The following is a 25,733-nucleotide window of genomic DNA, read 5'->3' on the forward strand; positions in this document are numbered from 1 at the left end:
CCGGACCGGCGCCGCTCAGTCCTGCCAGTCGACCATCCGGCTGGAGCTCGACGCGCGCTCGCCCCGGTGGGTGATCATCGCGATGTCCTGCGGGGCCGGTGCGCCCTCGACCGCCCAGTAGATCCGGCGCGGGGAGCGGTGCGCCGGCCACGCCCGGGAGTCGACGATGCGCCACCGGGCGAGCGTGCGCAGGAAGAACGGGTCGGCGGCCGTCCAGCGCCCGTCCACCTCGACCTCGACCCACATGTGCTGGAGGGGGAAGGGCGCGGACATGATCAGGCCGCTGGCCCCGCGGACCCGCACGCCGGTGCCGCCTGCCTCGTCCAGCAGAACGTGGCCGGCGAGGCGGCAGTCGGCCAGGCCGGTCTCCCGGGCGAAGCCGACGTCGGTCGACAGGGCGTGCGGGAGCAGGTGGAAGAACAGCCGGTCGACCGACGCGAACAGCGGGAGCACGGAGTCGTCGAACCAGTACTCCTCCGCCGGCAGCGTGATCTGCCGGACGAAGGAGGCGGGACCGTCCCAGGTCACCTCGCCGGAGCCGGTGGCGGCGTCGAGCATGCTGCCCGGCGCGAAGTCGCACGCGCCGGAGTGGCCCGGTTCGGGACAGCGGCCGGTGGTGCGGAAGCGGTACTCGTTGCGGCTGCGGCCGAGTCCGCCGTCGAAGGCCCGGCCGAGGGTCCTCATCAGCATCCAGCTGGGGCTGTTGAGCTCCAGCTCGACGGTGACGTTCTCCAGGTCGAACACGTCGAACCGTCTCTCGTCGCCGCTGCCGCGGTGCGGCAGGCCCGCGTCGAGGAGGAGCTCCACCAGCTCCCCCGGGACGCCGTAGACCTTCTGGAGCGCGGCCTGCGGGGTGGTGAAACCCCGGTAGCCGTCCGGAACGCGGAGGATCCGCTCGACCACCTCCTCGACCGCCGTCCCGGACTCCGGCCGGACGTCCGCCTGCTGGTCCATCAGTTCTCCACTCTGCTGTCGGCCGGCGCGTCGGCCGGTCGGATCGACGGTGCGCCCGGCGGCACGACGGGGTCGCGGTGACGGGCCGCGACGGCGTCGGCGTGCTCCCCGAGCAGGTGCTCGCGCAGGGCCGCGAGGGTCGGGTGGGCGAACACCACGAACGGGTCCAGCTCGATGCCGTAGATCCCGCCCACCTGGCCGGCGAGTTGCAGCAGCGAGATGGAGTCGAAGCCGAGGTCCATCAGGTCGGCGTCGGTGTCGACCGCGTCCGGCTCGACCAGGAGGAAGCCGCAGGACTCCTGCCGAAGGTCACGGTCGACGGCCTCGCCGATGCTCTCCGCCGGGGCCGGGGCCTGCGCCGGGGCCTGGGCGTCCGTGCTGTCGCCCGGCACGTCCCGACCACCGCCGACCGCCGGTGCGGCGTCCACCCAGAAGCGCCTCCGCTCGAACGGGTAGGGCGGCAGCCCGACCCGCGCCGGGCGCGGGAGCGGCCAGAGGCGGCCCCAGTCGATCGGCACGCCCTCCGTCCAGAGCGCCGCGAGCCGGTCCAACCGCCGCTTCGCCGTCAGGGCCTCGACGTAGGCCCGCCCGTCCTCGTCGTCCAGCAGACCCCCGCGCGAGCCGTCCGCGCGGGCGGTCCCGGTCCGCAGACCCTCGGCGGGGCGACCGGCGACGAACGCCTCCAGCGCCGCCCGCAGGTCCGCGGTGCTCCGGGCGGTGACGGCGAGGCGCTCGCCCAGTTCCCTGCGCCCGAGCTGGCTGCTGCTCGCGAGGTGCGCCAGGTCCGGCGACCGGCCGGTGCCGTCCGCCGGGTCGGGCAGGGTGCGGGCGAGGGCGGCGGCGAGGGCGCCCAGCTGTTCCCCGGTCCGGGCGGAGAGCAGCACCACGTGCTCCTCCCCCGGTCGGGGCGCGCCCCGACCGGCCGCGTCCCGACCGGCCGCGCGTCCGGGCAGGTACTCCTCGACGATCAGGTGCGCGTTGGCGCCGCCCGCGCCGAAGCCGCTCACCCCCGCGCGGCGCGGGACGCCCGGCGGGGTGCGCCACTCCTCCTCCGCCCGGGGGAAGCGGATCACCGGCGCGTCGATCCCGGGGTTGACCCGGTCCAGCGAGACGCACGGCGCGATCCGGCCGTACTTGAGCTGCAGCAGCACCTTGGTGAGGCCCGCGACTCCGGCCGCGCCCTCCAGGTGTCCGATGTTCGCCTTGACCGAGCCGACCGCGCACGGCTCACCGGCGTCGCGCCCGGGTGCCAGGGCGCGGGCGAGTCCGGCGATCTCCAGCGGGTCGCCGAGGGCGGTGCCGGTGCCGTGCGCCTCGACGTACGACAGGGTGTGCGGCTCCACGCCGGCCCGGGCGGCCGCCAGGCCGACGAGGTCGGACTGCCGGGCGGGATCGGGCACGGTGTAGCCGGACGTCCGGCCGGCGGTGTTGAGTGCGCTGCCCTTGATGACGCCCCAGACGTGGTCGCCGTCGGCGACCGCCGCCGCCAGCGGCTTCAGCAGGACGGCGCCGACGCCCTCGCCGGGCACGAAGCCGTCCGCGGCCTCGTCGAAGACCTTGCACGCCTCGTCGGAGGAGAGCATGCCCGAACCGGAGAGCCCGACGAGGTGCGCGGGGTGCAGGAGGAGGTTGACGCCGCCCGCGACGGCGGTACGGCACTCGCCCCGGCGCAGGCTCTCGCAGGCCAGGTGGATCGCGGTGAGCGAGGACGAGCAGGCCGAATCGACCGCGAAACTCGGACCGTTGAGGTCGAAGAAGTAGGAGACCCGGTTGGCGACGGACCACGGCGCCGAGTTGGCCCCGGTGAGCCGGCCCGACGGCCAGCCGGTGGCACCGATCTTCCCGTAGGTGTGGTTCATCGTCCCGACGAACACCCCGGTGGACGGCTCGTGCGTGGTGGGGCCGAGCATCCCGGCCTGCTCGAACAGGTGCCAGCAGGTCTGGAGGAAGAGCCGCTCCTGCGGGTCGGTGTGGACCGCGTCCAGGGGCAGCACGTGGAAGAGCTCGGCGTCGAACTCGGCCACGCCGTCGATGAATCCGCCCCAGCGGCCGTACGAGCGGTCGGGCCGGCCCCGGCGCGGGTCGAAGTGGGTCCGCCAGTCCCAGCGGTCCGCGGGGACTTCGGTGATGCTGCGCACGCCGTCCCGCAGGTTGCGCCAGAGGGTCTCGACGTCCGGGGCGCCGGGGTAGCGCCCGGTCACCGCGATCACCGCGATGTCGGAGTCGGCGGCGACGACGGACGCCACCGGGGCCGGCGCCGGGGCCCGGACCGCGACCGGCCCGGCGGCGCGCTCCCCGGCGGCGGAGGACTCGGTGTCGGAAGGCTCGGTGTGCTCCTGGCCCAGCAGGGCGCACAGCTCGGGTCCGCAGGTCCGGCGCAGGTGCTCCGTGATGTCCGCCACCGTCGGGTACTCGAACGTCAGGGTCGGCGGGATGTCCCCGAGGTCCTGGTCGAACCGGACGGTGATGTTCATCCGGGTCAGCGAGTCGAGGCGGAGATCCCGCAGGGCGTCCGGGCCGTGCAGGTCGGCGGCCCCGACCCCGGCGGCCTCCGCCACCACCTCGCGGACATAGGAGTGCACGGCCTCGAACGACGGCACCCGGCCGCCTGCTTCCGGCAGGCCGGTGGTCCCTGAATCGGGCGACATGGCGGTCCTTTCGTCTCGAAACGGCCGGAGCCGGAGCACGGCCGGGGAGCCCCCGGTCGGGGCGGGAGTCCGGGTGGTCGGCCCGATCGGCCGGGTATCGGCCGGGCATCGGCCTCGGGCCCGACCGGCCTCGGGCCCGGCCTTCCCGTCGGGTCCGTCAGATCGATCCGGCCAGGACCCGGGTGGGGAAGGAGAGCGGCGTCTCCGCCCCGTCGTGGGTCGCGAGCACGAACTCGTGGTCCGCCAGCCGCCAGGCGCCCTCGCCGATCGAACGGTGCGCCGGCCACTCCGAGGCCGGGAGAAGGCCCCACCCGGTGAGCAGCTTCAGCAGGTGCGGGTCGAAGGAGACCCAGCGGCCGTCCAGCCGCACGTCCAGCCAGGAGTGCGCGATCGAGTACGGCGCCGACAGGAAGAGGCCGAACGAGCGGCGCGCCGTCAGCCCCAGCCGCGACGCCTCCCCGGCGAGGTGCGTGGCCACGAGACCGCAGTCGCCGAGCCGGGCGTCCCGCAGGAAGCCCACGTCGTTCCGGAGCCCGGCCGGGAGGTAGTGGAAGTGCACGTCCGCGACCAGGCCGGTGAGTTCGGCCAGCTCGGGGTGGACCTGCGCCGGCTGCGCCCGCACCTGCCGGGTGAGCGTGAACGGGCCGCCCGCCGGGCCGGTGAACCCCGGCTGCGCGCGCAGTTCGGCCGAGGCCAGGGAACGGCAGCCGTGCTCGCCCGCGCCTGGCGGGCAGGCCGGCAGCACGTCCACCGCGTAGGTGGCCGCTCCGTGTGCGCCCGCCGCCGTGCGCAGGGCCGCCGACCAGCCCCGCATGGCCATGAACCGGGCGGAGGGCAGCGTCAGCGAGAGTGAGGCGTTGGCCAGGTCCAGCTGGTCGTACCGGACGCCCCCGGAACCGTCGGAACCACCCGACACTCCTGCCCCACCTGCTCCACTTGCCCCACCTGCCCCACCTGCCCCACCGCAGGGCAGGCCCTCGTCGGTGAGCGCGGTGAGCAGCGCCTCGTCGATGCCGAAGTGCCGGGCTGCGTCGGCCGCGGTGGACGTGAACGAGCGGAACCGGTCGGGCACCCGCACGATCCGGTCCACGACCGCACGCAGGGTCGCACCGTCGGGAACCGGCCGCGGCCTGCGGGCGGGCGGGGCCATCAGCGCGCCTCCGCCGGGACGGCGCGCGCGCCCTCGCGGTAGGAGGATGCCTGGATCTCGTACAGCTCGCCGTACTGGCCGCCGCGCGCCATCAGCTCCGCGTGCGAGCCGTACTCGACGACGCGGGAGCCGTCGACGACCACGATGAGGTCGGCCATCCGGACGGTGGAGAAGCGGTGCGAGACCAGGACGGTGATCCGGCCGGACTCGTCGTCGGCGGCGCTGCGGGCGGCCTCGGCGTAGCGCTCGAACAGCGCGTGCTCCACCTCGGCGTCGAGCGCGGACGTCGGCTCGTCGAGGACCAGCAACAGCGGGTCGTCCCGCATGAAGCCCCGGGCGAGCGCGACCTTCTGCCACTGACCGTGCGAGAGGTCGACACCGTTCTCCCAGGACGGGCCGAGCTGCGTGGTGAGGCCGTCGGGCAGGCCCGCGACCAGTTCCTCGGCGCCGGCCCGGGCGACGCCGCCCCGCACGGCGGCCGGGTCGTCGACCCGCGCGAGGTCGCCGACGCCGACGGCCTGCTGCACCGGGTACTCGAACTTGAAGAAGTCCTGGAAGGCGCCGCTGATCCGCGCGCGCCACTCGGCGGGGGCGATCCTGCCGAGGTCGGCGCCGTCCACCGCGATCGTGCCCGAGGTCGGGGCGTAGAACCGGCAGAGCAGCTTGACCAGGGTCGTCTTGCCGGCGCCGTTCTCGCCGACCACCGCGATCACCCTGCTGGCCGGCAGGTGCAGGGTCACGTCCTCCAGGACGGACCGCTCGCCCCCGGGGTAGCGGAACGAGACGTTCTCCAGGCGGATGCCGTCGCGCAGCCGGGCGGGCACGCGCTGGTCGGCGCCCACCGTCTCGGCGGCGGCGAGGTCCTCCAGCCAGGTGAGCCGGCGTGACACGTCGAGCCAGATGGTCCGGTAGAACTGCACGTGGCTGACGGTCTGCCCGACGTACTGGGCCAGCCGGCTACCGGCGGTGAGGAGCAGCAGCGTGTCGGCCGCACCCGCGCCGGAGTCCCGGGCGGCGAGCACCACGACGAGCACGAAGGACCCGACGAAGACGGACTGGGCCGCCGCCTGCCAGAGCGTGGAGACCCAGCGGGTGCGGGCCAGCGGCTCGTAGCGGCGGTGCCAGGCGTCCCGCCGGGCCTCGTACAGCCAGCGCTGCACCCCGGCCACCCGGATCTCCTTGCCCGCGGCGGCCGACGTCGCCAGGGTGAAGAGGTGGCGGGCCCGCCGCTCGTGCTGGGCGCCGGCCTCCTCGACCTTCTTGTCGATGCCCGACCGCCAGCCGGAGACCAGCACGCCCGGGACGGCCGCAGCGCCGAGCAGCCCGTACCAGGGGTCGACCGACATGAGCAGGGCCAGCGTGATGACCAGGCGGATGACGGCGCCGACCGTCCCGAACAGCTCCTGGTAGAGGTAGCTCAGCGCGCCGGCGTGGTTGCGCAGCACCGAGATGCGGTCGGCGTGCTCGGCCCGCTCGTGGTGCTCCAGCGTGGAGACGGTCGACTGCAGCCGGGCGACGTGCGACTCGACGAACACCGCCGCGCGGTCGGCGAAGCGGCGGTTGGCCCGGTCGCTGACGATGCCCAGCAGCCACCCGCCGGTGGCGAGGGCTCCCAGGAACAGCGCGGCGGCCGTGATGCCGCCGCCGTCCTGGTCGATCACCGCGTGGATGAGCGCGGCGAGGCCGACGGCGAACAGCGCGTCCGGCGCAGCCGCGGCGATCGCGGTCGCGCAGGCCACCACGATCAGCAGCGGGCTCGCCCGGTAGCCGAGGCTCAGCGAACGCACCAGCGACCTGGCGGACGAGGGCAGCCCGTCAGAGGACGATGCCATCGGATTCCTCCTCGGAGTCGAAACGGGACGCCTGCAGGTCGAACATCTCCCGGTAGCGCCCTCGGGCGGCCATCAGCTCGTCGTGGGTGCCGAGCTCGGCCACCCGGCCGTCCTCCAGGACGCAGATCCGGTCGGCGTGCCGGACGGTCGAGAAGCGGTGGGAGATGAGGACGGTGGTGCAGCCCTCGGTGGCCTTCAGGATGCGGTCGAAGATCTCGGCCTCGCCCCGGACGTCGAGCTGCGCGGTGGGCTCGTCGAGGACGACGACCTCGGCGCCCTGGCGGACGGCGCACAGGGCGCGGGCCACGGCGACGCGCTGCCACTGGCCGCCGGAGAGGTCCCGGCCGCCCTCGTAGCCGGCGGCGAGCACCGTGTCGAGGCCGGCGAGGTCGGCGGCTCCGGCGTCGGCCAGCGCGGCCCCGATCACCTCGTCGGGGGCGCCGAGCGGCGCGACGTTGGCGCGCAGCGGCAGCTCGTAGCGGTTGAAGTCCTGGAAGACGGCGGTGACCCGGCGGCGCCAGGCGGTGAGGTCGAGCCGGTGCAGCCCGGTGCCGTCCACCTCGATGGTGCCGCGGGTCGGCTCGTAGAGGCCGCAGAGCAGCTTGACCAGGGTGGTCTTGCCCGCGCCGTTGAGGCCGACGATCGCGAGCGAGCGGCCGGCCTCGACAGTGAGGTCGAGCCCGGAGAGCACCGGCCGGGAGTCGGTCGGGTAGTGGAAGCCGACGCCCCGGAAGCGGACCTCCGCACCGACCGCCGCCTTCACGCCGACCGCCGTTTCCGCACCGTGTTCCGTCGTCGGGCCGGGCTCCGTCGTCGGGCGCGGGGCCGGCTCCGTGCCGGGTGCCGCCTTCGCGCCGCGGTCCCCGTCGGCGAGCCCACCGGTCTCCGCCATCGCGGGCCCGAGGGCCAGCACGGCGGCGACCGAGCCCGCGGCGGGCGGCAACGCCCAGTTCAGGCCGCCGAAGGCGATCGCGCTCGCGCCGACCACGGCCTGTGCGAAGACGACCACCTCGCCGGTCCCGACCGCGCCGGAGACGGCGTCCCGGGCGAGCGACCAGAGCACCAGGCCGTTGGCGGCGACCAGCAGCAGGATCGTCCAGCGCAGCGGGCGCTGCTTCAGCCGCGTCGTCTCCCAGCGCAGCTCGACCAGGCGGCGGCGGTTGGCGGTGAACTGGTCGACGACCCAGCCGCCCAGGCCGAAGATCCGCAGCTCCTTCGCGGCGGCGGCCTCGACGGCCAGCTTGTACGTGTAGTCGGAGCGCCGCTGCGCCTCCAGCACCTCGCCGGAGTTGCGGTCCCAGAAACTGCTCTCGCGCAGCAGCCAGTGCGTCGCGGTCCAGGCGCCGCCGACCAGCAGCGGAGCCCACCAGGTGTACGCGGCGAGCACGACGAGCTGGCCGATGCCGACGGCGGCCTCGACCAGGCCGCCGGCGATCAGGCCGACCGAGATGGCCATCGGCGGTCCGACGGTCCCCTGGTCGAAGTCGCGGGCGCCGGCCAGCTTGTCGGCCAGCTCCCGTGACTCCAGGTGGGCGATGCCGTCGGGCGCGGTGGTGCTCTCCACCAGCAGGTCGTGCAGCAGGCAGGAGAGCCGTTCGCCGAGCGCCGTACCGACCAGGGAGTGGAAGGGCACCAGCAGCCGGAAGAGCACGAACACGACGCCGGCGGCACAGAGCGGGCCGGTCGGGGAGGTGTGGTCGTCGATGGCGTCCACCAGCAGGCCCACCGTGACGGCGAACAGCGCCGGGAGCGCACCGCGCAGGACGATCAGCGTCCACCAGGCGACGGCCAGCCCCCGGTGCGCGCGCGGCAGGACGGCGAAGAACGTCCACTCGTCGCGCGCACGGAGCCGGGCGATCCACGATCCGGGGCCGACGGCTCCCCCGGCCTCGGTGGCCGCCGCGCCTTCCGTTCCTTCCGCGTCTTCCGCGCCTTCCGTTCCTTCGGTGGCCGCCGCGGTCGCGGAGGCCGTCACGGGTGGATCGCCGTCTTGCTGGGTGGGCACGGAATGACACTTCCTCGGTGCGGTGGAACTGTTCGATGACGGTGGGCCGGTTGCGGCCGACCGCGGTGCGGACGCGCGTCAGGTCCGGGTGGCGGAGACCAGGTAGCCGGTGGTGCCGCCGAGGTAGTGACCCTCCGCGTGCATCTGCTCCAACCGTCCCTTCCATGCCACGACCTGACGCGCCGTCAGGACGCGGTCCTTCACGAGCTGGGCCAGCGGCCGGCGCATCGTGAACAGGAAGAACGCGTAGTCGTTGAAGACCAGGTGCGGCTCGACCGCGATGTCGGTGAAGCCCGCCTCCCGGTAGAACCGGGGAAGCTGCCGCCCGATCCAGCCCTGCAGGGCGGCGTCGGCGACGTAGTCGAGGACCGTCCGGGTGGTCGCCCGGTCGGGGTGGTCGAGGACGGTCGAACCGAGGTCGAACTCGAAGGCCACCGCCCGGCCGCCGGGCCGCAGGACCCGCGCGATCTCGGCGATCGCCCGCGGCGCGTCGGGCACGTGCTGCAGCAGCGTCTGCGCCCGGCAGCGGTCGAACTCGCCGTCGGCGAAGGGGAGGTCCAGCGCGCTGCCGCAGACGAAGGACACGTCCGCGCCCGCCTCGGCCGCCCGGCGACCCGCCTCGGCGACCATGGTGCGACTGACGTCGATCCCCGTGACGCGCGTGCCCGGCGCCAGCTCGGCCGCCGTCCCGATGGCGTCCGAACCGAGGCCGCAGCCCACGTCCAGCACCGCCCGGGCGCCGTCCAGCCGCAGGGCGGCCATGATGGCGGCCTCGGCGCCGCGCATGCCCGGGTAGGACTTGCCGACGTCCAGCGCACGGATCAGCGGGACCGGGTCCTCCGCGTCGTCGACGGCCGCGAACGCGCGCAGGTCGGCTCCGATCACCCCTGCCTGCATACGGACTCCCCCTCTGGTGGCGTGAGCGGGCATGACGGCGGGACCGGTCGTGAGGAGCTCGCGTCGAGCACTCGAACGGCCGCGGTCCCGGCGCCCGCGGGCCATCGCGGCCGGTGTCCCGGCGGCGGCAACCCGGCATCCCCGTCAGCGCCGGCTGATTGATCTTCGCCAGACTCTAACCGCATGACATGTACGCCGTCGAGCGTGATGATCACCGCACCCCCGGCCACCCTCGCCGTGACGCGCATCACATTGCTGATGTGAACATGCAACGTGTTAGCGTCACCGCCTAATGGATCAAGGAAGGGGGTGGAATCCATGACTACGCGTCCCGCTCCGACCAATGAGGAGCTCGCGCAGTTCGAGGCTTGGGTCACCGAGCTCGACATCGCACTCGCCAAGAAGCCCTGACGGTCGACCGACACCGTCGCACGGCGGCCGGTCCACGGCCGCCGCCGAATCAGGGGAACGGGGGTGAAATACATGGCTACGCGTCCCGCTCCGACCAACGAGGAGCTCGCACAGTTCGAGGCTCGGGTCACCGAGCTCGACATCGTGCTCAGCAAGAAGGCCTGACCGCCGGCCCGCAAACGGGGGCACCCGTCCTGACCGGCGCCCCCGCGAAGGCGGCGCGCCGCCCGACACCGACCGCGTGACGCGGTCCCGTCCGGCACCGCACGCCACCGGCCCAGGTGGCTTCCGGGGCGAAAACCCGCCCCGGGAGCCACCTTCGCCCGCTCTGTCGAGCCCCGACTCCACCGGACTGCGAGACACTCGACGACTCCTCCCACGACGCTGCCCGGACGTCCTTCCGGGCTCCGTTGACGCGAGCTCAGTGACGGATTCCGGGAACTTCCGCCGGACCGCACGGAGCCCTGCTCACTCCTCACGGCCGACACCCGCTCCAACGAACTCTCAATCTGCCATCCGTGTAACCTTTGTGACTATCCATCACGTCCTATCAGTGCAGTGACTGAACTGTCGGGCGATTTGACGGAGGCACGGTGCGGACTACTCGCGGTGTGACCTGGGTGCTGGCGGCGGGGGTCGCGTCGGCGCTCGTCCTGAGCACGGGATGTCCCACGTCCAGGAGCAGACCCACCGCCACCGGCAGCCTGCCCGAGAGCCCCACGCCCTCGTCCCCCGCCGAGACCCCGGCCCCGGCCCCCACGCCCTCGCCGACCTGGGACGGCCAGGTCAAGCTGCTCGGTGACGGCTCCACCTCCGACACCGGCCCGCAGCCCAAGCAGCCCGAACCCGAGCGGCTGAAGCCCGGGGAGAAGCCGCCGCAGTTCGTGGTCTTCTCCTGGGACGGCGCCCTGGAGGGCGACGACCGCCTCTTCTCCCGCTTCCGGAAGCTGGGCGCCGAGAACAAGGCCCAGATGACGTTCTTCCTCTCCGGCCTCTACCTCCTTCCCAAGTCCAAACGCACGCTCTACCGCCCCCCGAAGCACGACGCGGGCGCGGCGTCGATCGACTTCGCCACCAACGCCCACATCAAGGACACCCTGGAGCAGCTCCGCCTGGCCTGGCTGGACGGCAACGAGATCGGCACCCACTTCAACGGGCACTTCTGCGGCCCGCAGCCCGGCGGGGGCGGCGACTGGTCCAACGAGGAGTGGACGTCCGAACTCGACCAGGCGATATCCTTCGTCACCAACTGGCGTACCAACACCGGCTACAAGGACCTCCCACCGTTCCCCTTCGACTACACCAAGGAGCTGGTGGGCGGCCGCGCCCCCTGCCTGGAGGGCCAGAAGAACCTGCTGCCCGTCGAGAAGGCCAAGGGCTTCCGCTACGACGCCAGTTCGCCCGGCGAGTTCCAGGTGTGGCCGGTGAAGAAGGAAGGCGTCTGGAACTTCCCGCTGCAGTTGTTGCCGAACCCCGGCACGACCTCCCAGAACCTCTCGATGGACTTCAACTACCTGGCCGGCCAGTCCGGCAACACCACGAACGGCGACCCGAAGAAGTTCGACACCTGGGAGAAGGCGACCCGGGAGAGCTACCTGGCCGGCTTCGAGCGGGTCTACAACGGCAGCCGGGCCCCGCTGTTCATCGGCAACCACTTCGAGGACTGGAACGGCGGCATCTACATGCAGGCGGTCGAGGACGTGATCAAGAGCGTCTGCAAGCGTGAGGAGGTCCGCTGCGCCTCGTTCCGCCAGGTCGCCGACTGGCTGGACGCCCAGGACCCGCAGGTGCTGGACCAACTGCGCCGACTGGATCCGGGGCAGCCGGCGGACTGGTCGCGGCTGGTGAAGTGACGACCGCCGGGCGGCTGCGGGACCGCGGCCGCCCGGTCCTCCTACCGCCCGCCCGCCGCCTTCACGTACGTGCTCCAGATCCGGCCGGGCAGCGTCGAGTCCAGGGTGTCCGGGGCGGCACCGCCCAGTCCTTCGAGGGACAGCAGCTTCATGTCCCGCAGGTCGGCCCGGAAGACCGTGACCGCCGTGGCGAGCTGCCCGCTGTAGCCGACCGCCCACCCCGCCGTGCGGTCCGGGGTGGTGCCGGGCTTCGCTGCCGGATCGGACCCCGCTTCGGCCGCCCAGCCGGCGCTGCCGCCGCGGACTGCGCCCTTGAGGGCCGCGTCGACCTCGGCGGCGACGGCCGGTGACAGCGCCTGGACGGCGGTGGGCAGGCGCAGCGTGAGCGGCTCACCGTTGCGGGTGACGCGGAGAACGGAGTACGGGTCGGTGCGGCTGCCGCCGGCGGCGAAGGCGGTGTAGGCGTCGGCGGTGCGGATGGCGCTGGGGGTGGAGTTGCCGACCGCGAAGCCGGGGCTGAGTTCGCCCATGACGCTGGGGAGGAGGCCGAGGGCGGCGGCGGTCTTCTGTACCCGTTCGAGGCCGATGTCCAGGCCGAGTTGCATGATCGGCCCGTTGACGGACTGCTCGACGGCTCCGCGCAGGGTGACCTGGCCCCAGTCACGCTTGCCGTCGTTGGCGGTCTTGGCGATCTTGCCGTCGCGTCCCCAGTACGGGCCCTCCGGGGTCATCACGTTCACCCCGTTGTCCCCGTTGTAGGTGGTGCCGGGGGTGACCGGGGTACGGGTGGCGCCCCGCGCGCGTTGCACGCCCTGGTCGAGCCCGGCGGCGTAGACCAGCGGGGTGAAGGCCGAACCGAGCGGCACTGTGGAGGTGTTGGCGTTGTTGAAGCCCTGCTTGAGGTAGTCGGGGCCGCCGTAGAGGGCGACGATCCGCCCGTCGGGGGCGACGGAGGCGGCGCCGACCTTGAGGAGCTTGTCGGTGTCCCGGGCGCCGGGGTCGATGTCCTTCGTGGCTTCCTGGACGGCGGCGGCGAGGGCGGTCACCCTGGGCTTCTCGAAGGTGGTGTGGATCTGGTGGCCGCCGAGGTCGAACTCGGCGGGGGTGATGTCGGTGTGGCTCTCCATGTAGGACTTGGCCAGGTCGACCAGGTAGCCGACCTGACCGCCGAGGCCGGCGGACTTCGGCTGCGGCTTGGGTTCGGGGAAGACGGTGTACCGGGCACGGTCGGCGCGGGAGAGCTTTCCGGTCTCGACCATCCGGTCCAGGGTCCAGGCCCACCGTTCTTCGGCCCGTTCGTGGTTGGCCGCCCCCAGTGCCGGGTCGTACCGCCCGGCGCCCTTGAGCAGGGCGGCGAGGAAGGCGCCCTCGCTGACGTCGAGCTGGGAGACGTCCTTGCCGTAGTAGGCCGCGGCGGCGCGCTGGATGCCGTAGCTGCCGCGGCCGAACCAGCTGCTGTTGAGGTAGCCCGCGAGGATGTCGTCCTTGCTCATCCGGTCGTCGAGCTTGACGGCTATGACGGCTTCGCTGAGCTTGCGGGAGAAGTCCTGGCGCTGGTTGAGGTAGATGTTCTTGACGTACTGCTGGGTGATGGTGGAGCCGCCCTGGGTCTCGCCGCCGGAGACCAGCTGCCAGAGCGCGCGGCCGATGCCCTTGGCGGAGATCCCCGGGTCCGAGTAGAAGGTCTCGTTCTCGGCGGCGAGTACGGCCCACCGCACCGGTTCGGGGACGCCGTCGAGCGGCACCTCCTGCCGGTTGGTCTCGCCGATGCGGGCCATCTCGGTGCCGTCCGCCCAGTAGTAGACGTTGTTCTGCTGGGTGGCGAAGGCGTTGAGGTCCACGGGCACCTGCGTGACGGTGTAGAACCAGGCCAGCCACCCGGTCGGGCCGAGGACGCCCAGCACCACCGCCAGGAGCAGTTGCCGCCAGGAGGGCAGCCAGCGCCGGACTCCGCGCCGCCCCCTGCGCGGGTAGTCGACCCACCGTAGGAGCCGCCGCGGCGGCGGCTTCCGCCGTCGGCGTCCGGGCTTCTCCGTCTCGACCCCGCCACCTCGCTGTGCACGCACAGTCCGTTCTCCGCTTCGTCCGTGGGTACAGAACCCCTTCGAACGGATAGATGCGGTGAGGGTCGGGCCACGGCAGCGGCGGTCGGTGTGATCATGCTCACAGAAGCATGTCACCGGTGGTCACGAGGGCAGCAGAGAAAGGAATTTGATGCTCAGCCAGCCCCTTTGGGCAGGGCCCGCCGGAACCGACGGCCCGCCCCGCCCGGGCGCCCGGTCCCGGAGGTGGCGGTAGGTCCCGACCAGGCGCGGGCCGACGGGATGGCGCAGCCCAAGCCGGGTACGACGCCGAGGGGGACGGGCCCGTGTCCGTCGGCCGGGGCGGGCGGGGCGGGCGGTCCGGGGCGGGCGATCCGACAGGCGACGGTCGCGCGATCCCACCACCGCGAACTGCTGCGCCTGCGCGGCGCCCTGCGGCAGAAGACCTCGCGACCCGACGTCAGCCCCCGTGAACCACCTCCTGCTCCCAGCCCGCGCGCGGCTGGGTGTGCAGCCGCCAGTAGTGCTCCGCGATGTCGTCCGGGTCGAAGGCGGTGCCGGGGGCGACCGCACCGGCCACCGTCACACTGGCCACGTGCACACCCGCCGCGCCGTAGGTCTGGTCCAGCAGCGTGACGAGCGTGCGCACGCCCGCCTTGCCCAGGGACAGGCTGACGTACTCCGGCCTCGGCTCGGGCATGCCGCCGGTCACCAGGACGGTGCCCCGCCCGCGCTCCGCCATCCCGGGTGCGACGTGCGCGGCGGCGGTCAGCGCGCCCACCACGTTGACCGCCCAGGCGTCCAGCTGCTCGCGGGCGGACCACTCGCCGACGGCGTCCGGCCGGACCAGCGCCGCGTTGTAGACCAGTACGTCCGGCTGCCCCAGCTCCTCCGCCAGCCCGTCGAGCGCGGCCCGCAGCGCCTGCTCGTCCGTGCTGTCGGCGGTGCGCACCGCGACCTTGCCGCCGATCCGCCGCACGGCCCCGGCCACCGCCTCGGCCGTCGCCCCGCTCCGCGCGACCAGGCCGACCGGCAGGCCCTCCCGCGCGAACCGCAGCGCCACCGCCTGCCCGATCCCCGGCCCCGCTCCGACCATCACTGCTCCGGCCATGCCGTCCTCCCCGTCCGTACGATCCCTGACACCGCCAACACGCGGGAGCCACCGGCACATTCCCCCGCGGCGGTCTCGCGGACACGTCGGACGAGGCAGCACCACCGGCTTCTTCCACGCGGTGTCGTACCGGAACGGCCGGTACGACGTCACGGTCACCGTCAGGGACGGGGGCGGACGCCCAGGCCGCTCTCCCCCGGCCGCCCCAGGACGTCCCAGGGACGGGAGAACCCTGGTGGGACGGGTGGCGCGGCGCCGAGCATGGGCCGTGTCCGAGTCACGGACCGCAGAACCGGGGGGAGTTCCCCGCCGGGGCGGCCCGTGACCGCTTCCGAGATGGGGGAACCTTCCATGATCAAGCACGTGTTCCGGCGCGGAGCCGTCACCCTCGGCGCGGCGGCCGTCGCCGTCACCGCGCTCGCCGGCGTCGCCCACGCCGACCGGGGCGTCCCGTACGTCAAGCCCGGCCAGCGCGGCGACGGGGTCGCCTGCGTGCAGCAGGGGCTGCGCAACGCGGGGTACTCCATCGCGGTCGACGGCCAGTACGGCAACGCGACCTACGCGGCACTGACCGACTTCCAGCACAACCGCGGCCTCGGGGCGGACGGCATCGTCGGTCCGAAGACCGGCGACGCCCTGTACTACGGCTACCTCAAGCCCTCGGGCAACCTGGTCCAGATCGAGTTCTGCCCCACGGTCATCCCCACCAGCGGCTGAGCCGCCGCCCGGACGCCCCGCCGTCCGGACGACCCGACCGCCGGATCCGGGCGGCCCACCGCTGCCCTCGTGCCGTCAGCAGGCATGGGGGCAGCGGTGCTCCGCCGCACCCCCGGACCTCCCCTCCTCCTCCGAAGGACCAGGTAGCCCTCGACATGACCACCGACCCGATCCCCTCCCACCCCGGGCGCCGCTCGGTGCTCGCCGGCGCCTTCGCGCTCGGCACCGGCGCGCTGGTCTCCGCCACGCTCCCCGCCGGGGCGGCACGCGCCGCCACCGGCCCGGCGATCGCCTCCACGGCCGTCTGGGGCGCCCGACCCGCGTCCGGCCCGCTCGGCATCCTGCCCGGCGCGCCGGACAAGGTGATCGTGCACCACACCGCGACCGCCAACGTCACCAACTACTCGCAGGCCGCCGCGTTCTCGCTCGCCAGGTCGATGCAGACCTACCAGATGGACAGCGAGGGCTGGATCGACACCGGTCAGCACTTCACCGTCAGCCGCGGCGCGTACATCACGGAAGGCCGGCACAACAGCCTGTCCACGCTGGCCGGCGGCACCCAGCACGTGGAGTCCGCCCACTGCACGGGGCAGAACACGGTGGCGATCGGCATCGAGAACGAGGGTACCTACAGCACCGTCGACCCGCGCAGCGAGCAGTACGCGGCGCTGGTCGCCCTCATCACCCACATCTGCCGCCAGTACGGGCTGCGGGCCTACCAGATCTACGGGCACCGCGACTTCAACGCCACCGAGTGCCCCGGCGACCGCCTGTACGCGCTGATCCCGCAGCTGCGCCGCGACGTGGCCGCCCAGATCGGCGGGGACCCGACCGGCCCGGTGTGGCCGGTGCTGAGCAGCGGCGCCTCGGGCGAGCGGGTGAAGACCCTGCAGTACCTGCTGGTGCAGCGGGGCGCCTCCCTGACCGTGGACGGCTCGTTCGGTCCCGCCACCCGCAGCGCCGTCACGGCCTTCCAGAACACGGTGCACGCCTCGGCGGACGGCGTCGCGGGCAACCAGACGTGGAGCCAGGCGGTCGCGCCGCTCGCGCGCGGGGCCTCGGGCAGCGCGGTGACCGCGGTGCAGAGCCAGCTGGTCGCGCACGGCGTCACGGTGACGGTCGACGGCGCCTTCGGCCCCGGGACGCAGTCCGGGGTGGCGTCCTTCCAGAGCGCGGCGTCGCTGCCCGCCGACGGCGTGGTCGACGCCCGGACGTGGAGCCGGCTGCTCGCCTGACGCCCGATGCCGTACGGCTCCGGCGCCGCCCGCGGACCAGGTCACCGCGAGCGGCGCCGGAGCCGTCGCACCGGGCCGGCCTCCGCCGTCCCGGGGACGTCCCCGGGACGCCAAGGACCGTGGTGGGACGCCAGGGCCCGGGCCGAGAGTGAGCGGCACCGCCTGATCGACCGACAGGCGCACCGGAAGGGATGTCCGTGAAACACATCGCAGCCCTGCGCGGCCTCGCCGTGGCCGTGCTCGCTCTCGTCGCCTTCGCCCTGCTGCCCGCACAGGCGCAGGCCGTCGACTCGACCACCTGGATCCAGCGCAACCTGGTCGGGATCGGCTACCTGGCGAGCGGCGGCGTCGACGGCGACTACGGCCCGGCCACCACCGCCGCCGTCCGCGGCTTCCAGCGCGACAACGGGCTCGACGAGGACGGCGTGTACGGCCCCAGGACCGAGCTCGCCCTCCACAACAAGGTCGCCGAGGTCCAGCGCGCGGCCGGCTCCGGCGCCGACGGGGCCTACGGCGCGGGGACGACCTCCTCCGTCACCGCCTGGCAGCGGGCGCACGGGCTCGGCGCCGACGGCATCGCCGGGCCCGCGACCATGAACGCGCTGGGGATCGCCCGGACGGTGCGGATCACCGCGCAGTGGAAGTTCCCCGCCCTCGGCTGGAGCGTGAGCGGGCAGTTCGGCTGCCTGGAGCAGATCTACACCCACGAGAGCGGCTGGAAGGTCTACGCGACCAACCCCTCGTCCGGCGCGTACGGGATACCGCAGGCACTGCCCGCCACCAAGATGGCGTCCGCCGGATCCGACTGGCAGACCAACCCGGCCACCCAGCTCAGCTGGGGCCTGAACTACATCAAGTCGCGCTACGGCGACCCGTGCTCGGCGTGGAGCTTCTGGCAGTCCCACAACTGGTACTGAGCCGCACGCGGGCAGGGCCCCACCCCGGGCGGGGTGGGGCCCTGCCCGCGTCGTCCCTACACGCCGCCGCCGGGAAGGGCGCCGCGCCGCAGCTCCCGCCCCTGGGCGACGGACCGCGCCAGACCCGCCGTCAGGGCCAGTGCCAGCACGGTCAGCGACCACAGGGCCATCTGCCGGCGGTCCTGCGAGGCGGCGTCCCCCTCGCCGGGCGCCCCGGAGCCCCCGGTGGCGCCCCGTGCGGCAGCCGGTGCGGCGGCCGCTGTGCGGCAGGCCTCCGCCAGGGTCCACAGCTCCAGCAGACGCCGTTCGTCGGCCTGGCAGACGGCGGCGATCCGCTCGACGGCGTCACGCGGCGGGAACTGCTTGCCGTTCACCCACCGCTCCCACGAGGACTTCGCGTAGTGGGTGCGCTCACTGATCCGGGCGTAGGTCAGGCCGGACGAGGACTTCAGTGACTGCAGCTCCTCGGAGAGCCGGTCGGCAGGGCCCTTCGGCGTGCCGCCGGACAGAAGAACGTGGTCCATCGTTTGTATCCCCCAGGTCGTTCCGGTGCGATCGAGGACGCGCGACGGAGCCGGGTGCCGGGCCGCACTCCCACCGGCCGGTCCCCACGGGCCGTACCGGTCTCCCGGCGGCCGAGCCCCCGCCCCCCGCGGTGCGCCCTCCCGCAGCACGACCCACCCCGGGTCACGTGCTACGGCTTGATCCACTGTGTGACATCCCGGGGCCGGGGATCCACGATCTTCCGGGATCTGGGACGGGTACGACGTATGCCACCGCCCTGAGCTGCGGTTTGGGACACCGGCACGGCACAGGTTGGGACGCCGCGGGCCTCGGAGCGGCGTCGTGGGACGCCGTCGCCGCCCGCGGTACGGGGCCGGCGCGCAGCGCGCCCGACCAGGCGCGGCGGCTCCGCCTCCGTCCCCGGCCGGCGCGCCCGTGAGGGAGGGCGTCCCAGGGACGCGAAACGATCGAGGGACGTCTTCGGGGCTTCCTAGTGTCGGCAACCGGCGGTTGTTGCGGCCGCCCTCACCCACGACTCCCAGGAGCCCCGCCATGCCCGTGTTCCCGGTCATCAAGCGCGCCGCCGTCGTGACGGCCACCGCCGCCCTCTCGGTCACCGTCCTGGCAGGCACGGCCGGCGCGCGGCCCTCGGTCGGCGAGATCGCCTACGGCGACCGGGGGACCGGCGTCAAGTGCGTGCAGCTCGCACTGAACGCCTCCCTGCACTCCGGCCTCCAGACCGACGGCATCTGGGGCGCCCGGACCGAGACCGCCGTGCGCCAGTTCCAGCAGGCCAAGCACCTCGACGTGGACGGGATCGTCGGCGTCCAGACCGGCTCCCAGCTGCTGGAGGTGATCGTCCACAACGAGCACGCCTGGGGCACCACCTGCTGGGAGAACCTGCCGACCTGGTAGCCCGGCCGGTTCCCGGGGCCGTCCGCCGACGGCTCCTCCTCTCCCCCTCGTCCCCCTCAGCAGAAGTGAGGAACTTCCGTGAAGCGCTTCCCGGCCGCAGTGGCCGCGGTCTTCGCCGCCCTCCTGGCGGCGGTGCTGTCCGTCCCCGCCGCCCACGCCGCGAGCTGGCCCGTCGTCCGCAGCGGTGACCAGGGCGCCAAGGTGTCCACCGTCCAGTACCTGCTGAACGCCCGCGGTTACGCGACCGGCGCCGACGGCGCGTTCGGCCCCGCGACCGAGGCCAAGGTCAGGAGCTTCCAGAGCGCCAACGGCCTGAGCCCGGTGGACGGCATCGTCGGCGGCGCCACCTGGCCGAAGCTGATCGTCACCGTCCGCCAGGGCGACAACGGCGACGCCGTCAAGGCGCTCCAGGTCCAGCTGAACGCCCGCGGCGCCAACCTCGCCGTGGACGGCGCCTTCGGAGCCGGCACCGACTCCTCGGTGCGCGGCTTCCAGCAGTCCGCGAACCTGAGCCCGGTGGACGGCATCGTCGGCCCCGCCACCTGGTCCGCCCTGCTCTCCGGCGGGGGCGGCGGCACCGGCGGCGGCAGCGGCGACCTGCTCAGCCAGTCCCAGGCCGCCTCGCTGCTCTCCTCCGCGGGCATCACCTGGTCCTCCTCGGGCAACTGCTCCAACCGCAACAGCAGCAACTGCACCTCCTTCGACGGCCTGCGCCGCGCCTCGGCGGACGGCGCCGTCGCGCTCAAGCACGCCGTGGGCGGCTGCGGCCTGACCGTCACCGGAGGCACCGAGACCGGCCACGCCGCCGGCACCTACAGCCACGCCAACGGCTACAAGCTGGACTTCGCGATGGCGAGCTGCCTGACCAACCACATCACCGGCAACTTCGCCTACAGCGGCGTACGCGGCGACGGCGCCACCCTCTACACCGCCCCCTCGGGCAACGTCTACGCCAACGAGGGCAACCACTGGGACGTGACCTTCACGGGCTGACGGCCACCCGGCACGACCACACCCCGAGGGGCACCGGATGCGTCCGGTGCCCCTCGGGGCCGTCCGTTTCACGGCCACGGGGAATCGGGCGGACGGCGAGCTGGTCAGCGCCCACTTCAACCGGCGGTAGCGCGCCCGCTCCTGCTCACCGGCCTCGCCGGCCACAATCTTCATCTCCAGCGCTACCAGGAGCGCCCGGGCCTCGTCCGCGCGCTGCGAGTACGGGGTGTCGAGGCCGAAAAGCTCGGACAGCACCGCGTCGTCCCCGCTGCCGAACACCACCCGGTCCTACAGGTCCGCCCCGACGACCTCGGGGGCCTCGTCGACGTCCGGTCCGGGCAGCCGGATCAGCCCGGCGGGGTCGGCGTCCTGGCAGATGTGGCTGTGGGTGGTATCGGACTGTGCGCCACCGCCGCCGGCGCGAACCTCCACCGAACCCTCTGCTTGGTTCCCACCTGAAGCTACTTCCTCCGGCTCACCTGTCCCGCTGTTCAGGTGTCCAACCGCGGGGTGGAACTTCAGTGATGTGGCCCCTGCCGGTCGGTGGACCTGACGCGCTGTCGGGGTCGGACCACCGCGATCGGCATTCAGCCAAAAGTGACGGGAAGCCTTGAGCGCCGCAGGCCGGCTGGTCACCGGACATGTGCCCAAAGAGATGATAAGCCCACCATTGCGCTCGCAGCCTGTAGCGGCATATCCGACAGGGGCACGTAAAGTAATGGCCGAATGTTCATGTTTGCAGAAAAAGGTTCACCCGTGTCGACGTGGACGAAGTAGATTCTCCTCAGCATACTGACCATCGGGGTCAGGATTTGGAGGGTAAATCACGTGAAGCTTGCAAAGCGAATTGCGGCCGTAGCCGTAGCTACGGCCACACTCGCCGGCGGCATGACGGCCATGGCCACCAGCGCGAGTGCGGAAACCAGTACCAACGGTGGCGGCCTCGTGATCACCAGCATCAACAACGGCTACGACGCCTACTACTCCTCGAGCTCCACGAGGACCGTCCGCTTCAAGCTTGAGTGCCGCGACAGCACGTACTACTACGATCTCGGCTTCTTCAATGCCGCCGCCGGCTCGGGCAGCTCCTACTTCTTCGGCGTGGGCTCCGGCAAGGGCTGCAGGCTCCAGCTGATCAACACGTCGTACGGTGTTATCACTCAGACCGGCTACGTCGCCTGAGGCTCGTAGCCATATTGAGGCCGCGTCGCGATCCAGCGGCGCGGCCTCAGCCGATACAGATGAGGCGGACGTTCAATCCATGAAAATCGTCGCTCTTCTTACTCCATTTCTCACATTGGCTTCAACTCCGCTCGCGCAAGCCACACCGCCATCGGACGTGCCACGTGCCGAGCTGCGCGCCCTCGTCGAGAACGTTGTCCAAGCCGACGGCTATCGCTACCAGGCGACGGACAGCGCCGGGAGGAGCATGGATGCCGCAAAGATCATCCAAGACGGGACCGGCGGCTACCTGGCCGTCTACCACACCATGCGAGCCGACGGGCGCTTCCACGCGGCAATCGCGACCTCTACCGACCTCCTCAACTGGACGTTCACTCAGGACTTCGGCGCCGGCAGTTCGCAACCGACGATCAGCGAGGTCGCCAACGGCGGCTATCTGGTCGCCTGGGAGCAGGATCCAAGCAATCACATTGCCGTGCACTACTACACCGATCGAACAAATCTCCTTACGGCTTCGGCCTCTCGCCAGTTCGACGCTCCACGCTCCCTTTCGCCCTGCGCCGAAGGAACCCCAAACATCTACTCAGTAACCCTGAACCCTGATATCGACCACTCGGTCATCGACATCGGGGGGCACTACTATGCGAACTGCAAAGTCGACCGACAAATGCGCGCAAAGCTTACCAATTTCACCTCCTGGTCAGCGTCGACCCAGTCGACCTTCGACAATTCCCTCCTGCACTGGGGCGTTCAAGGAAACATCGGCGACCGGGATTCTACAAGTTTCAAGGGGTTTCCGTTCGGTTTGATCGAGGGGCAGTACGAGAACAACAGATTCGAATCCTGGAGGACATTCGTATACGACTACACGACCGGCAATGCAGACAGGACCGATATCCATACACACGCTGGAAGTGTCGCCTTCGCCAACCCGAGCATCACCAAGGTCAAGACCCCCGCTGGCGCCGATGCTCTTCTTGTCAGCCTTTTCATCCCCTCCGAGGGTGCGGCCGGCGGGGAAGCTGGCCAACTCATCTACTTCCGCAAATACTGAAGGCTAAGATCCGACGAAGCATGACTGCCAGTACGGGCACCCCCACGCCCACCAGGCACACTACTTCCACCACGACGCGCTCCGGGTCCTGGAAGCCGGCCGAGCCCTCACTCATCACCTCGAGAAACTCCAACGCGACAGCCAGATCACCCGCCACTGGTAACACACCGCAACTGCCATCGCCTCGAGATGGCCGCCGACAAGCCGCTCCGAGGCTGCCCGAGTCACTCCACGGCAAGCAGCAGGCGCCAGAAAAGCCTTGGAAATGATCCTATATGAACCAGTTTGACCCACTTAACTCGCGGCCGACGCACTGACATGCCTCGCGTCCCTTCCCGCGCGCTCTGCCGACTCACCGGGCCGGGCAGCGACCTTGGACTCAAGCTCACCGAGTGCAAGAAGGAGAAGCTCGTGGGACGGCGTGCGCAGCGTGGCCGGGTGTACCGGCGGTGTGGTTGTTCGGACGGTAACCGGAAGCAGCTGGGTCCGTGGTGCCCCCTGCTGGCCCGGGATTCGAGGCACAGGGCGTGGACGTATGCGATGGATCTGGTGAAGGAGGACGGCCGGCGTCGGGTCCGCCGCCGGGGCGGTTTCGCCAGCCATGCGGAGGCGTTGCGGGAGATGCGGGCGGTGTTGGACGGTGAGCTGCGCAGGGTGTACGAGAACCGCCGAACCAAGGTGGCGAGCTACCCGCGCAAGTGGCTGGTCACGTGGCGGGCGCACCTGTCGCCGAGCACCTACGCCGGCTACGTGGCGTGGGTCAAGCACGACCTGATCCCGGCGTTCGGCCACATCCGGCTGCTCGACCTTCGTCCCCATCACGTTGACGAGTGGATCGCCGCCCAGCTGGAGGCCGGGCGCGGCCGCGTCCACGCTGCGCAACGCGCTGAACGACGCCGTCTCCTCCCGGCGGCTGCGCTACCCCGGTCAAGCACTCCGTCCCACCAAAGCCCCGCGCCGCCGAGCGTGCCTGCTGGACTCCGGAAGGGGCCGCGAGCTTCCTGCGGCACAACGCCGAGCAGTACGCCGGCCGGCTCACCGACCTGTTCGAGGTCATCCTTGGTACTGGCCAGCGCAGCGGCGAGGTCCTCGCCCTGCACTGGTCGGACGTCCACCTCATGGACCGCCGGCTCTTCGTCCGCTGGACGCTCGCCGCCGTCAACAACAACGGCCTGGCCTTCGGCCGGCCCAAGACCGAGGCCAGCCGCGCCTGGATCAGCCTCTCCCCCAGGAACGGGAATTCGGGGCCACGCCGCCCGACAGCCTATTATCGCTTTCTGGGCCTGCGGACCTGATCCCCGGCTCACCAGGTACGGAGAGGCGTCACCCGGCCTGCTGCCGATGCGTACCCGAGGAAACACGTGAGCACCGTACAGTCGATCCCCGTCCCGCAGGTCCTTCATGAGGCCGGCCGCCGACGGACCTTCGCTGTGATCAGCCATCCGGACGCGGGCAAGTCCACGCTCACCGAGGCGCTGGCGCTGCACGCGCGGGCGATCACTTCTGCCGGTGCGGTGCACGCCAAGGGTGATCGACGCGGCGTGACCAGCGACTGGATGGAACTGGAACGCGAGCGCGGTATCTCGGTGACCTCGGCCGCATTGCAGTTCGGCTATCGCGGCCACGTGATGAACCTGATCGACACCCCCGGCCACGCCGACTTCTCCGAGGACACCTACCGGGTGCTGGCCGCCGTCGACTGCGCGATCATGCTGGTCGACGCGGCCAAGGGCCTGGAGGAGCAGACCCGCAAGCTTTTCGCGGTCTGCCGCCATCGCGGCGTCCCCGTGATCACCTTCATCAACAAGTGGGACCGGCGCGGCCAGGATGCACTCACCCTGCTCGAGGACATCGAGACGCACCTCGGGATCACCCCCGTCCCGGTCGTCTGGCCGGTGGGCAGCGCGGGCAACCTGCGCGGCCTGGTCGAAGCGGGGAACACCGAGCAGATGCTGCGCTACACCAAGGTGCCAGCCGGCACGCACGCCGCCCTCGAGGAGCAGCTCACCTCCGAGAAGGCCGCCGAGCAGGAGGGCGAAGCCTGGACGACCGCGCTGGAGGAGCTGGAGCTGGTGCTCTCGTCCGGCCCCGGCTACGACCAGGAGGCCTTCGAGGCCGGCAAGATCAGCCCGGTCTTCTTCGGCGCCGCGCTGACCAACATAGGTGTGAAGCTCCTGCTGGACGCCGTGGTCGACCTCGCTCCGGCTCCCGGGCCCCGCCAGCTGGCCAAGGGCGGCAGCCGCGAGGTCGGCGAGGAGTTCTCCGGCCTGGTGTTCAAGATCCAGGCGAACATGGACCCGGCCCATCGCGACCGGATCGCCTTCGTCCGCGTCTGCTCCGGCGTCTTCGAGCGCGGCATGCACGTCACCCGGGCGGCCAGCGGCCGCTCGTTCGCAACCAAGTACGCGCACACCGTCTTCGGAGCCGAGCGCACCGTGGTCGACACCGCGTACCCCGGCGATGTGGTCGGCCTGATCAACGCGAGCGCGCTGCGGGTCGGCGACACCCTCTTCACCGGCAAGAAGACCGAGTTTCCCCCGCTGCCCGCCTTCGCCCCCGAGTACTTCGCGGTGGCACGGCCCAAGGACATCAGCCGGTCCAAGCAGTTCCGCAAGGGCGTCGCCCAACTCGACGAGGAAGGCGTGATCCAGGTGCTGGTCTCCGACCGACGTGGCGACCAGGCGCCGGTCATGGCTGCGGTCGGCCCGATGCAGTTCGATGTGATCCTGCACCGGATGGAGCACGAGTTCTCCTCCCCAATCGCCCTCGACCAGCTCTCCTACCGCTTGGCCCGGATCACTGACGCCGACGGCGCCGCTGCCCTGGCCAAAGCCCGCCTGATCAGCGGCGAGGTGCTCACCCGCCGCTCGGATGACGTGCTGCTGGCCTTGTTCGCCGACAAATGGCAGCTGAACGCCTTCCAGCGCGCCCAACCCGACATCCTGCTCCAGCCGCTGATCGCCACGGCGGACTGATCGCCGGCCTCTCGGCCCGGCGGCCGCCGTCGACAAGCTGCTGCGCGGCCTGCTCGGGCAGGTGGCCGACTGGCAGCAGTCGCTCGGCGAGCTGGGCCGCGCGCTCACCACGGCAACCGAAGGCCGACCGCTACCCGGCTGAGCCACCGCCGCCGGCCGGACCGAGGACGTCGGGTGGCGCCAGGGCCGCCCCGCGTTGCTCGAGGCCGTCGCACGCCACCACCACGCTCACCTGCTCGCCGCCATCGTCGGGCTCGGCGGTGAGCTGGAGCTCCCGGCTAACCGCAACGGGCGCTTCAGGGGTGCGGTCGTCCCGGAGGGCTGCGCGGTCAGCGCCG

The 25,733-nt window shown here is 72.1% G+C and carries 20 protein-coding genes and 1 pseudogene; 11 read left to right on the forward strand and 10 right to left on the reverse strand.

What is annotated here, in order from left to right; all coding sequences use genetic code 11:
* Positions 1 to 15 precede the first annotated feature (15 nt).
* The 6 genes from PUR61_RS11430 to PUR61_RS11455 all read right to left on the reverse strand — a co-directional run bounded on the left by PUR61_RS11430 (position 16) and on the right by PUR61_RS11455 (position 9,474).
* The gene (locus tag PUR61_RS11430) at positions 16 to 954 is read right to left on the reverse strand and encodes a hypothetical protein (protein ID WP_329878450.1); all 939 of its coding nucleotides are present in this window, start codon (positions 952 to 954) and stop codon (positions 16 to 18) included.
* Positions 954 to 3,602 carry a beta-ketoacyl synthase N-terminal-like domain-containing protein gene (locus PUR61_RS11435; protein WP_329878452.1) on the reverse strand — a complete coding sequence of 883 codons (2,649 nt, stop codon included), beginning with the start codon at positions 3,600 to 3,602 and terminating at the stop codon, positions 954 to 956. Before PUR61_RS11435 ends, PUR61_RS11430 begins: the two co-directional genes overlap by 1 nt.
* A gap of 157 nt (positions 3,603 to 3,759) precedes the next feature.
* Positions 3,760 to 4,752 (reverse strand): transglutaminase domain-containing protein, encoded by a 993-nt coding sequence (locus tag PUR61_RS11440; RefSeq protein ID WP_329878454.1) that lies wholly within the window; start codon positions 4,750 to 4,752, stop codon positions 3,760 to 3,762.
* Positions 4,752 to 6,584, reverse strand: coding sequence for an ABC transporter ATP-binding protein (locus PUR61_RS11445; protein ID WP_329878456.1), 1,833 nt, complete (start codon positions 6,582 to 6,584; stop codon positions 4,752 to 4,754). Before PUR61_RS11445 ends, PUR61_RS11440 begins: the two co-directional genes overlap by 1 nt.
* Positions 6,568 to 8,589, reverse strand: coding sequence for an ABC transporter ATP-binding protein (locus PUR61_RS11450; RefSeq protein WP_329878458.1), 2,022 nt, complete (start codon positions 8,587 to 8,589; stop codon positions 6,568 to 6,570). Before PUR61_RS11450 ends, PUR61_RS11445 begins: the two co-directional genes overlap by 17 nt.
* A 78-nt stretch (positions 8,590 to 8,667) precedes the next feature.
* Positions 8,668 to 9,474 (reverse strand): methyltransferase domain-containing protein, encoded by an 807-nt coding sequence (locus tag PUR61_RS11455; RefSeq protein WP_329878460.1) that lies wholly within the window; start codon positions 9,472 to 9,474, stop codon positions 8,668 to 8,670.
* A 1,034-nt stretch (positions 9,475 to 10,508) separates the two neighbouring features.
* Between PUR61_RS11455 and PUR61_RS11460 the strand changes: the two genes are divergently transcribed.
* Positions 10,509 to 11,750, forward strand: coding sequence for a hypothetical protein (locus PUR61_RS11460; protein WP_329878462.1), 1,242 nt, complete (start codon positions 10,509 to 10,511; stop codon positions 11,748 to 11,750).
* Between the two features lie 41 nt (positions 11,751 to 11,791).
* Here the strand turns inward: PUR61_RS11460 and PUR61_RS11465 are convergent, their stop codons facing one another.
* The gene (locus PUR61_RS11465; RefSeq protein ID WP_329878464.1) at positions 11,792 to 13,816 is read right to left on the reverse strand and encodes a transglycosylase domain-containing protein; all 2,025 of its coding nucleotides are present in this window, start codon (positions 13,814 to 13,816) and stop codon (positions 11,792 to 11,794) included.
* Between the two features lie 436 nt (positions 13,817 to 14,252).
* A complete protein-coding gene (locus PUR61_RS11470; protein WP_329878466.1) occupies positions 14,253 to 14,903 on the reverse strand; it encodes an SDR family NAD(P)-dependent oxidoreductase in 651 nt (216 codons plus the stop codon).
* 351 nt (positions 14,904 to 15,254) lie between these two features.
* Between PUR61_RS11470 and PUR61_RS11475 the strand changes: the two genes are divergently transcribed.
* From PUR61_RS11475 to PUR61_RS11485, 3 genes are all read left to right on the forward strand, one after another.
* Entirely contained in the window at positions 15,255 to 15,620 is a 366-nt protein-coding gene (locus tag PUR61_RS11475) for a peptidoglycan-binding domain-containing protein (RefSeq protein WP_329878468.1), read from the forward strand.
* A 155-nt stretch (positions 15,621 to 15,775) separates the two neighbouring features.
* On the forward strand, positions 15,776 to 16,855 hold the full coding sequence (locus tag PUR61_RS11480) for a peptidoglycan recognition protein family protein (RefSeq protein ID WP_329878470.1): 1,080 nt from the start codon (positions 15,776 to 15,778) through the stop codon (positions 16,853 to 16,855).
* Between the two features lie 197 nt (positions 16,856 to 17,052).
* Positions 17,053 to 17,772 (forward strand): peptidoglycan-binding protein, encoded by a 720-nt coding sequence (locus PUR61_RS11485; protein WP_329878472.1) that lies wholly within the window; start codon positions 17,053 to 17,055, stop codon positions 17,770 to 17,772.
* A gap of 56 nt (positions 17,773 to 17,828) precedes the next feature.
* Here PUR61_RS11485 and PUR61_RS11490 read toward each other — a convergent pair whose 3' ends face one another.
* Positions 17,829 to 18,296 (reverse strand): helix-turn-helix domain-containing protein, encoded by a 468-nt coding sequence (locus PUR61_RS11490; RefSeq protein ID WP_329878474.1) that lies wholly within the window; start codon positions 18,294 to 18,296, stop codon positions 17,829 to 17,831.
* Between the two features lie 532 nt (positions 18,297 to 18,828).
* Here PUR61_RS11490 and PUR61_RS11495 point away from each other — a divergent pair.
* Positions 18,829 to 19,191 carry a peptidoglycan-binding domain-containing protein gene (locus PUR61_RS11495; protein WP_329878476.1) on the forward strand — a complete coding sequence of 121 codons (363 nt, stop codon included), beginning with the start codon at positions 18,829 to 18,831 and terminating at the stop codon, positions 19,189 to 19,191.
* A 78-nt stretch (positions 19,192 to 19,269) separates the two neighbouring features.
* On the forward strand, positions 19,270 to 20,184 hold the full coding sequence (locus tag PUR61_RS11505; RefSeq protein WP_443035152.1) for a peptidoglycan-binding domain-containing protein: 915 nt from the start codon (positions 19,270 to 19,272) through the stop codon (positions 20,182 to 20,184).
* A 288-nt stretch (positions 20,185 to 20,472) separates the two neighbouring features.
* Here the strand turns inward: PUR61_RS11505 and PUR61_RS11510 are convergent, their stop codons facing one another.
* The gene (locus PUR61_RS11510; RefSeq protein WP_329878478.1) at positions 20,473 to 20,616 is read right to left on the reverse strand and encodes a hypothetical protein; all 144 of its coding nucleotides are present in this window, start codon (positions 20,614 to 20,616) and stop codon (positions 20,473 to 20,475) included.
* A 396-nt stretch (positions 20,617 to 21,012) separates the two neighbouring features.
* Here PUR61_RS11510 and PUR61_RS11515 point away from each other — a divergent pair, with 396 nt between their 5' ends.
* The 5 genes and pseudogenes from PUR61_RS11515 to PUR61_RS11530 all read left to right on the forward strand — a co-directional run bounded on the left by PUR61_RS11515 (position 21,013) and on the right by PUR61_RS11530 (position 25,395).
* A complete protein-coding gene (locus PUR61_RS11515) occupies positions 21,013 to 21,366 on the forward strand; it encodes a hypothetical protein (RefSeq protein WP_329878480.1) in 354 nt (117 codons plus the stop codon).
* Between the two features lie 79 nt (positions 21,367 to 21,445).
* The gene (locus PUR61_RS11520; RefSeq protein ID WP_329878482.1) at positions 21,446 to 22,420 is read left to right on the forward strand and encodes a sialidase family protein; all 975 of its coding nucleotides are present in this window, start codon (positions 21,446 to 21,448) and stop codon (positions 22,418 to 22,420) included.
* Positions 22,421 to 23,041: 621 nt separating this feature from the next.
* Positions 23,042 to 23,245: pseudogene (locus tag PUR61_RS45290) on the forward strand (hypothetical protein); the annotation flags it as partial.
* A gap of 293 nt (positions 23,246 to 23,538) precedes the next feature.
* Complete coding sequence (locus PUR61_RS11525) at positions 23,539 to 23,715, forward strand: hypothetical protein (protein WP_329878484.1); 177 nt, start codon at positions 23,539 to 23,541, stop codon at positions 23,713 to 23,715.
* A gap of 66 nt (positions 23,716 to 23,781) precedes the next feature.
* The gene (locus PUR61_RS11530) at positions 23,782 to 25,395 is read left to right on the forward strand and encodes a peptide chain release factor 3 (protein ID WP_329878486.1); all 1,614 of its coding nucleotides are present in this window, start codon (positions 23,782 to 23,784) and stop codon (positions 25,393 to 25,395) included.
* Positions 25,396 to 25,733: the final 338 nt, after the last annotated feature.

This window comes from Streptomyces sp. BE20 (genome assembly GCF_036322525.1).
Lineage (GTDB): Bacteria > Actinomycetota > Actinomycetes > Streptomycetales > Streptomycetaceae > Kitasatospora.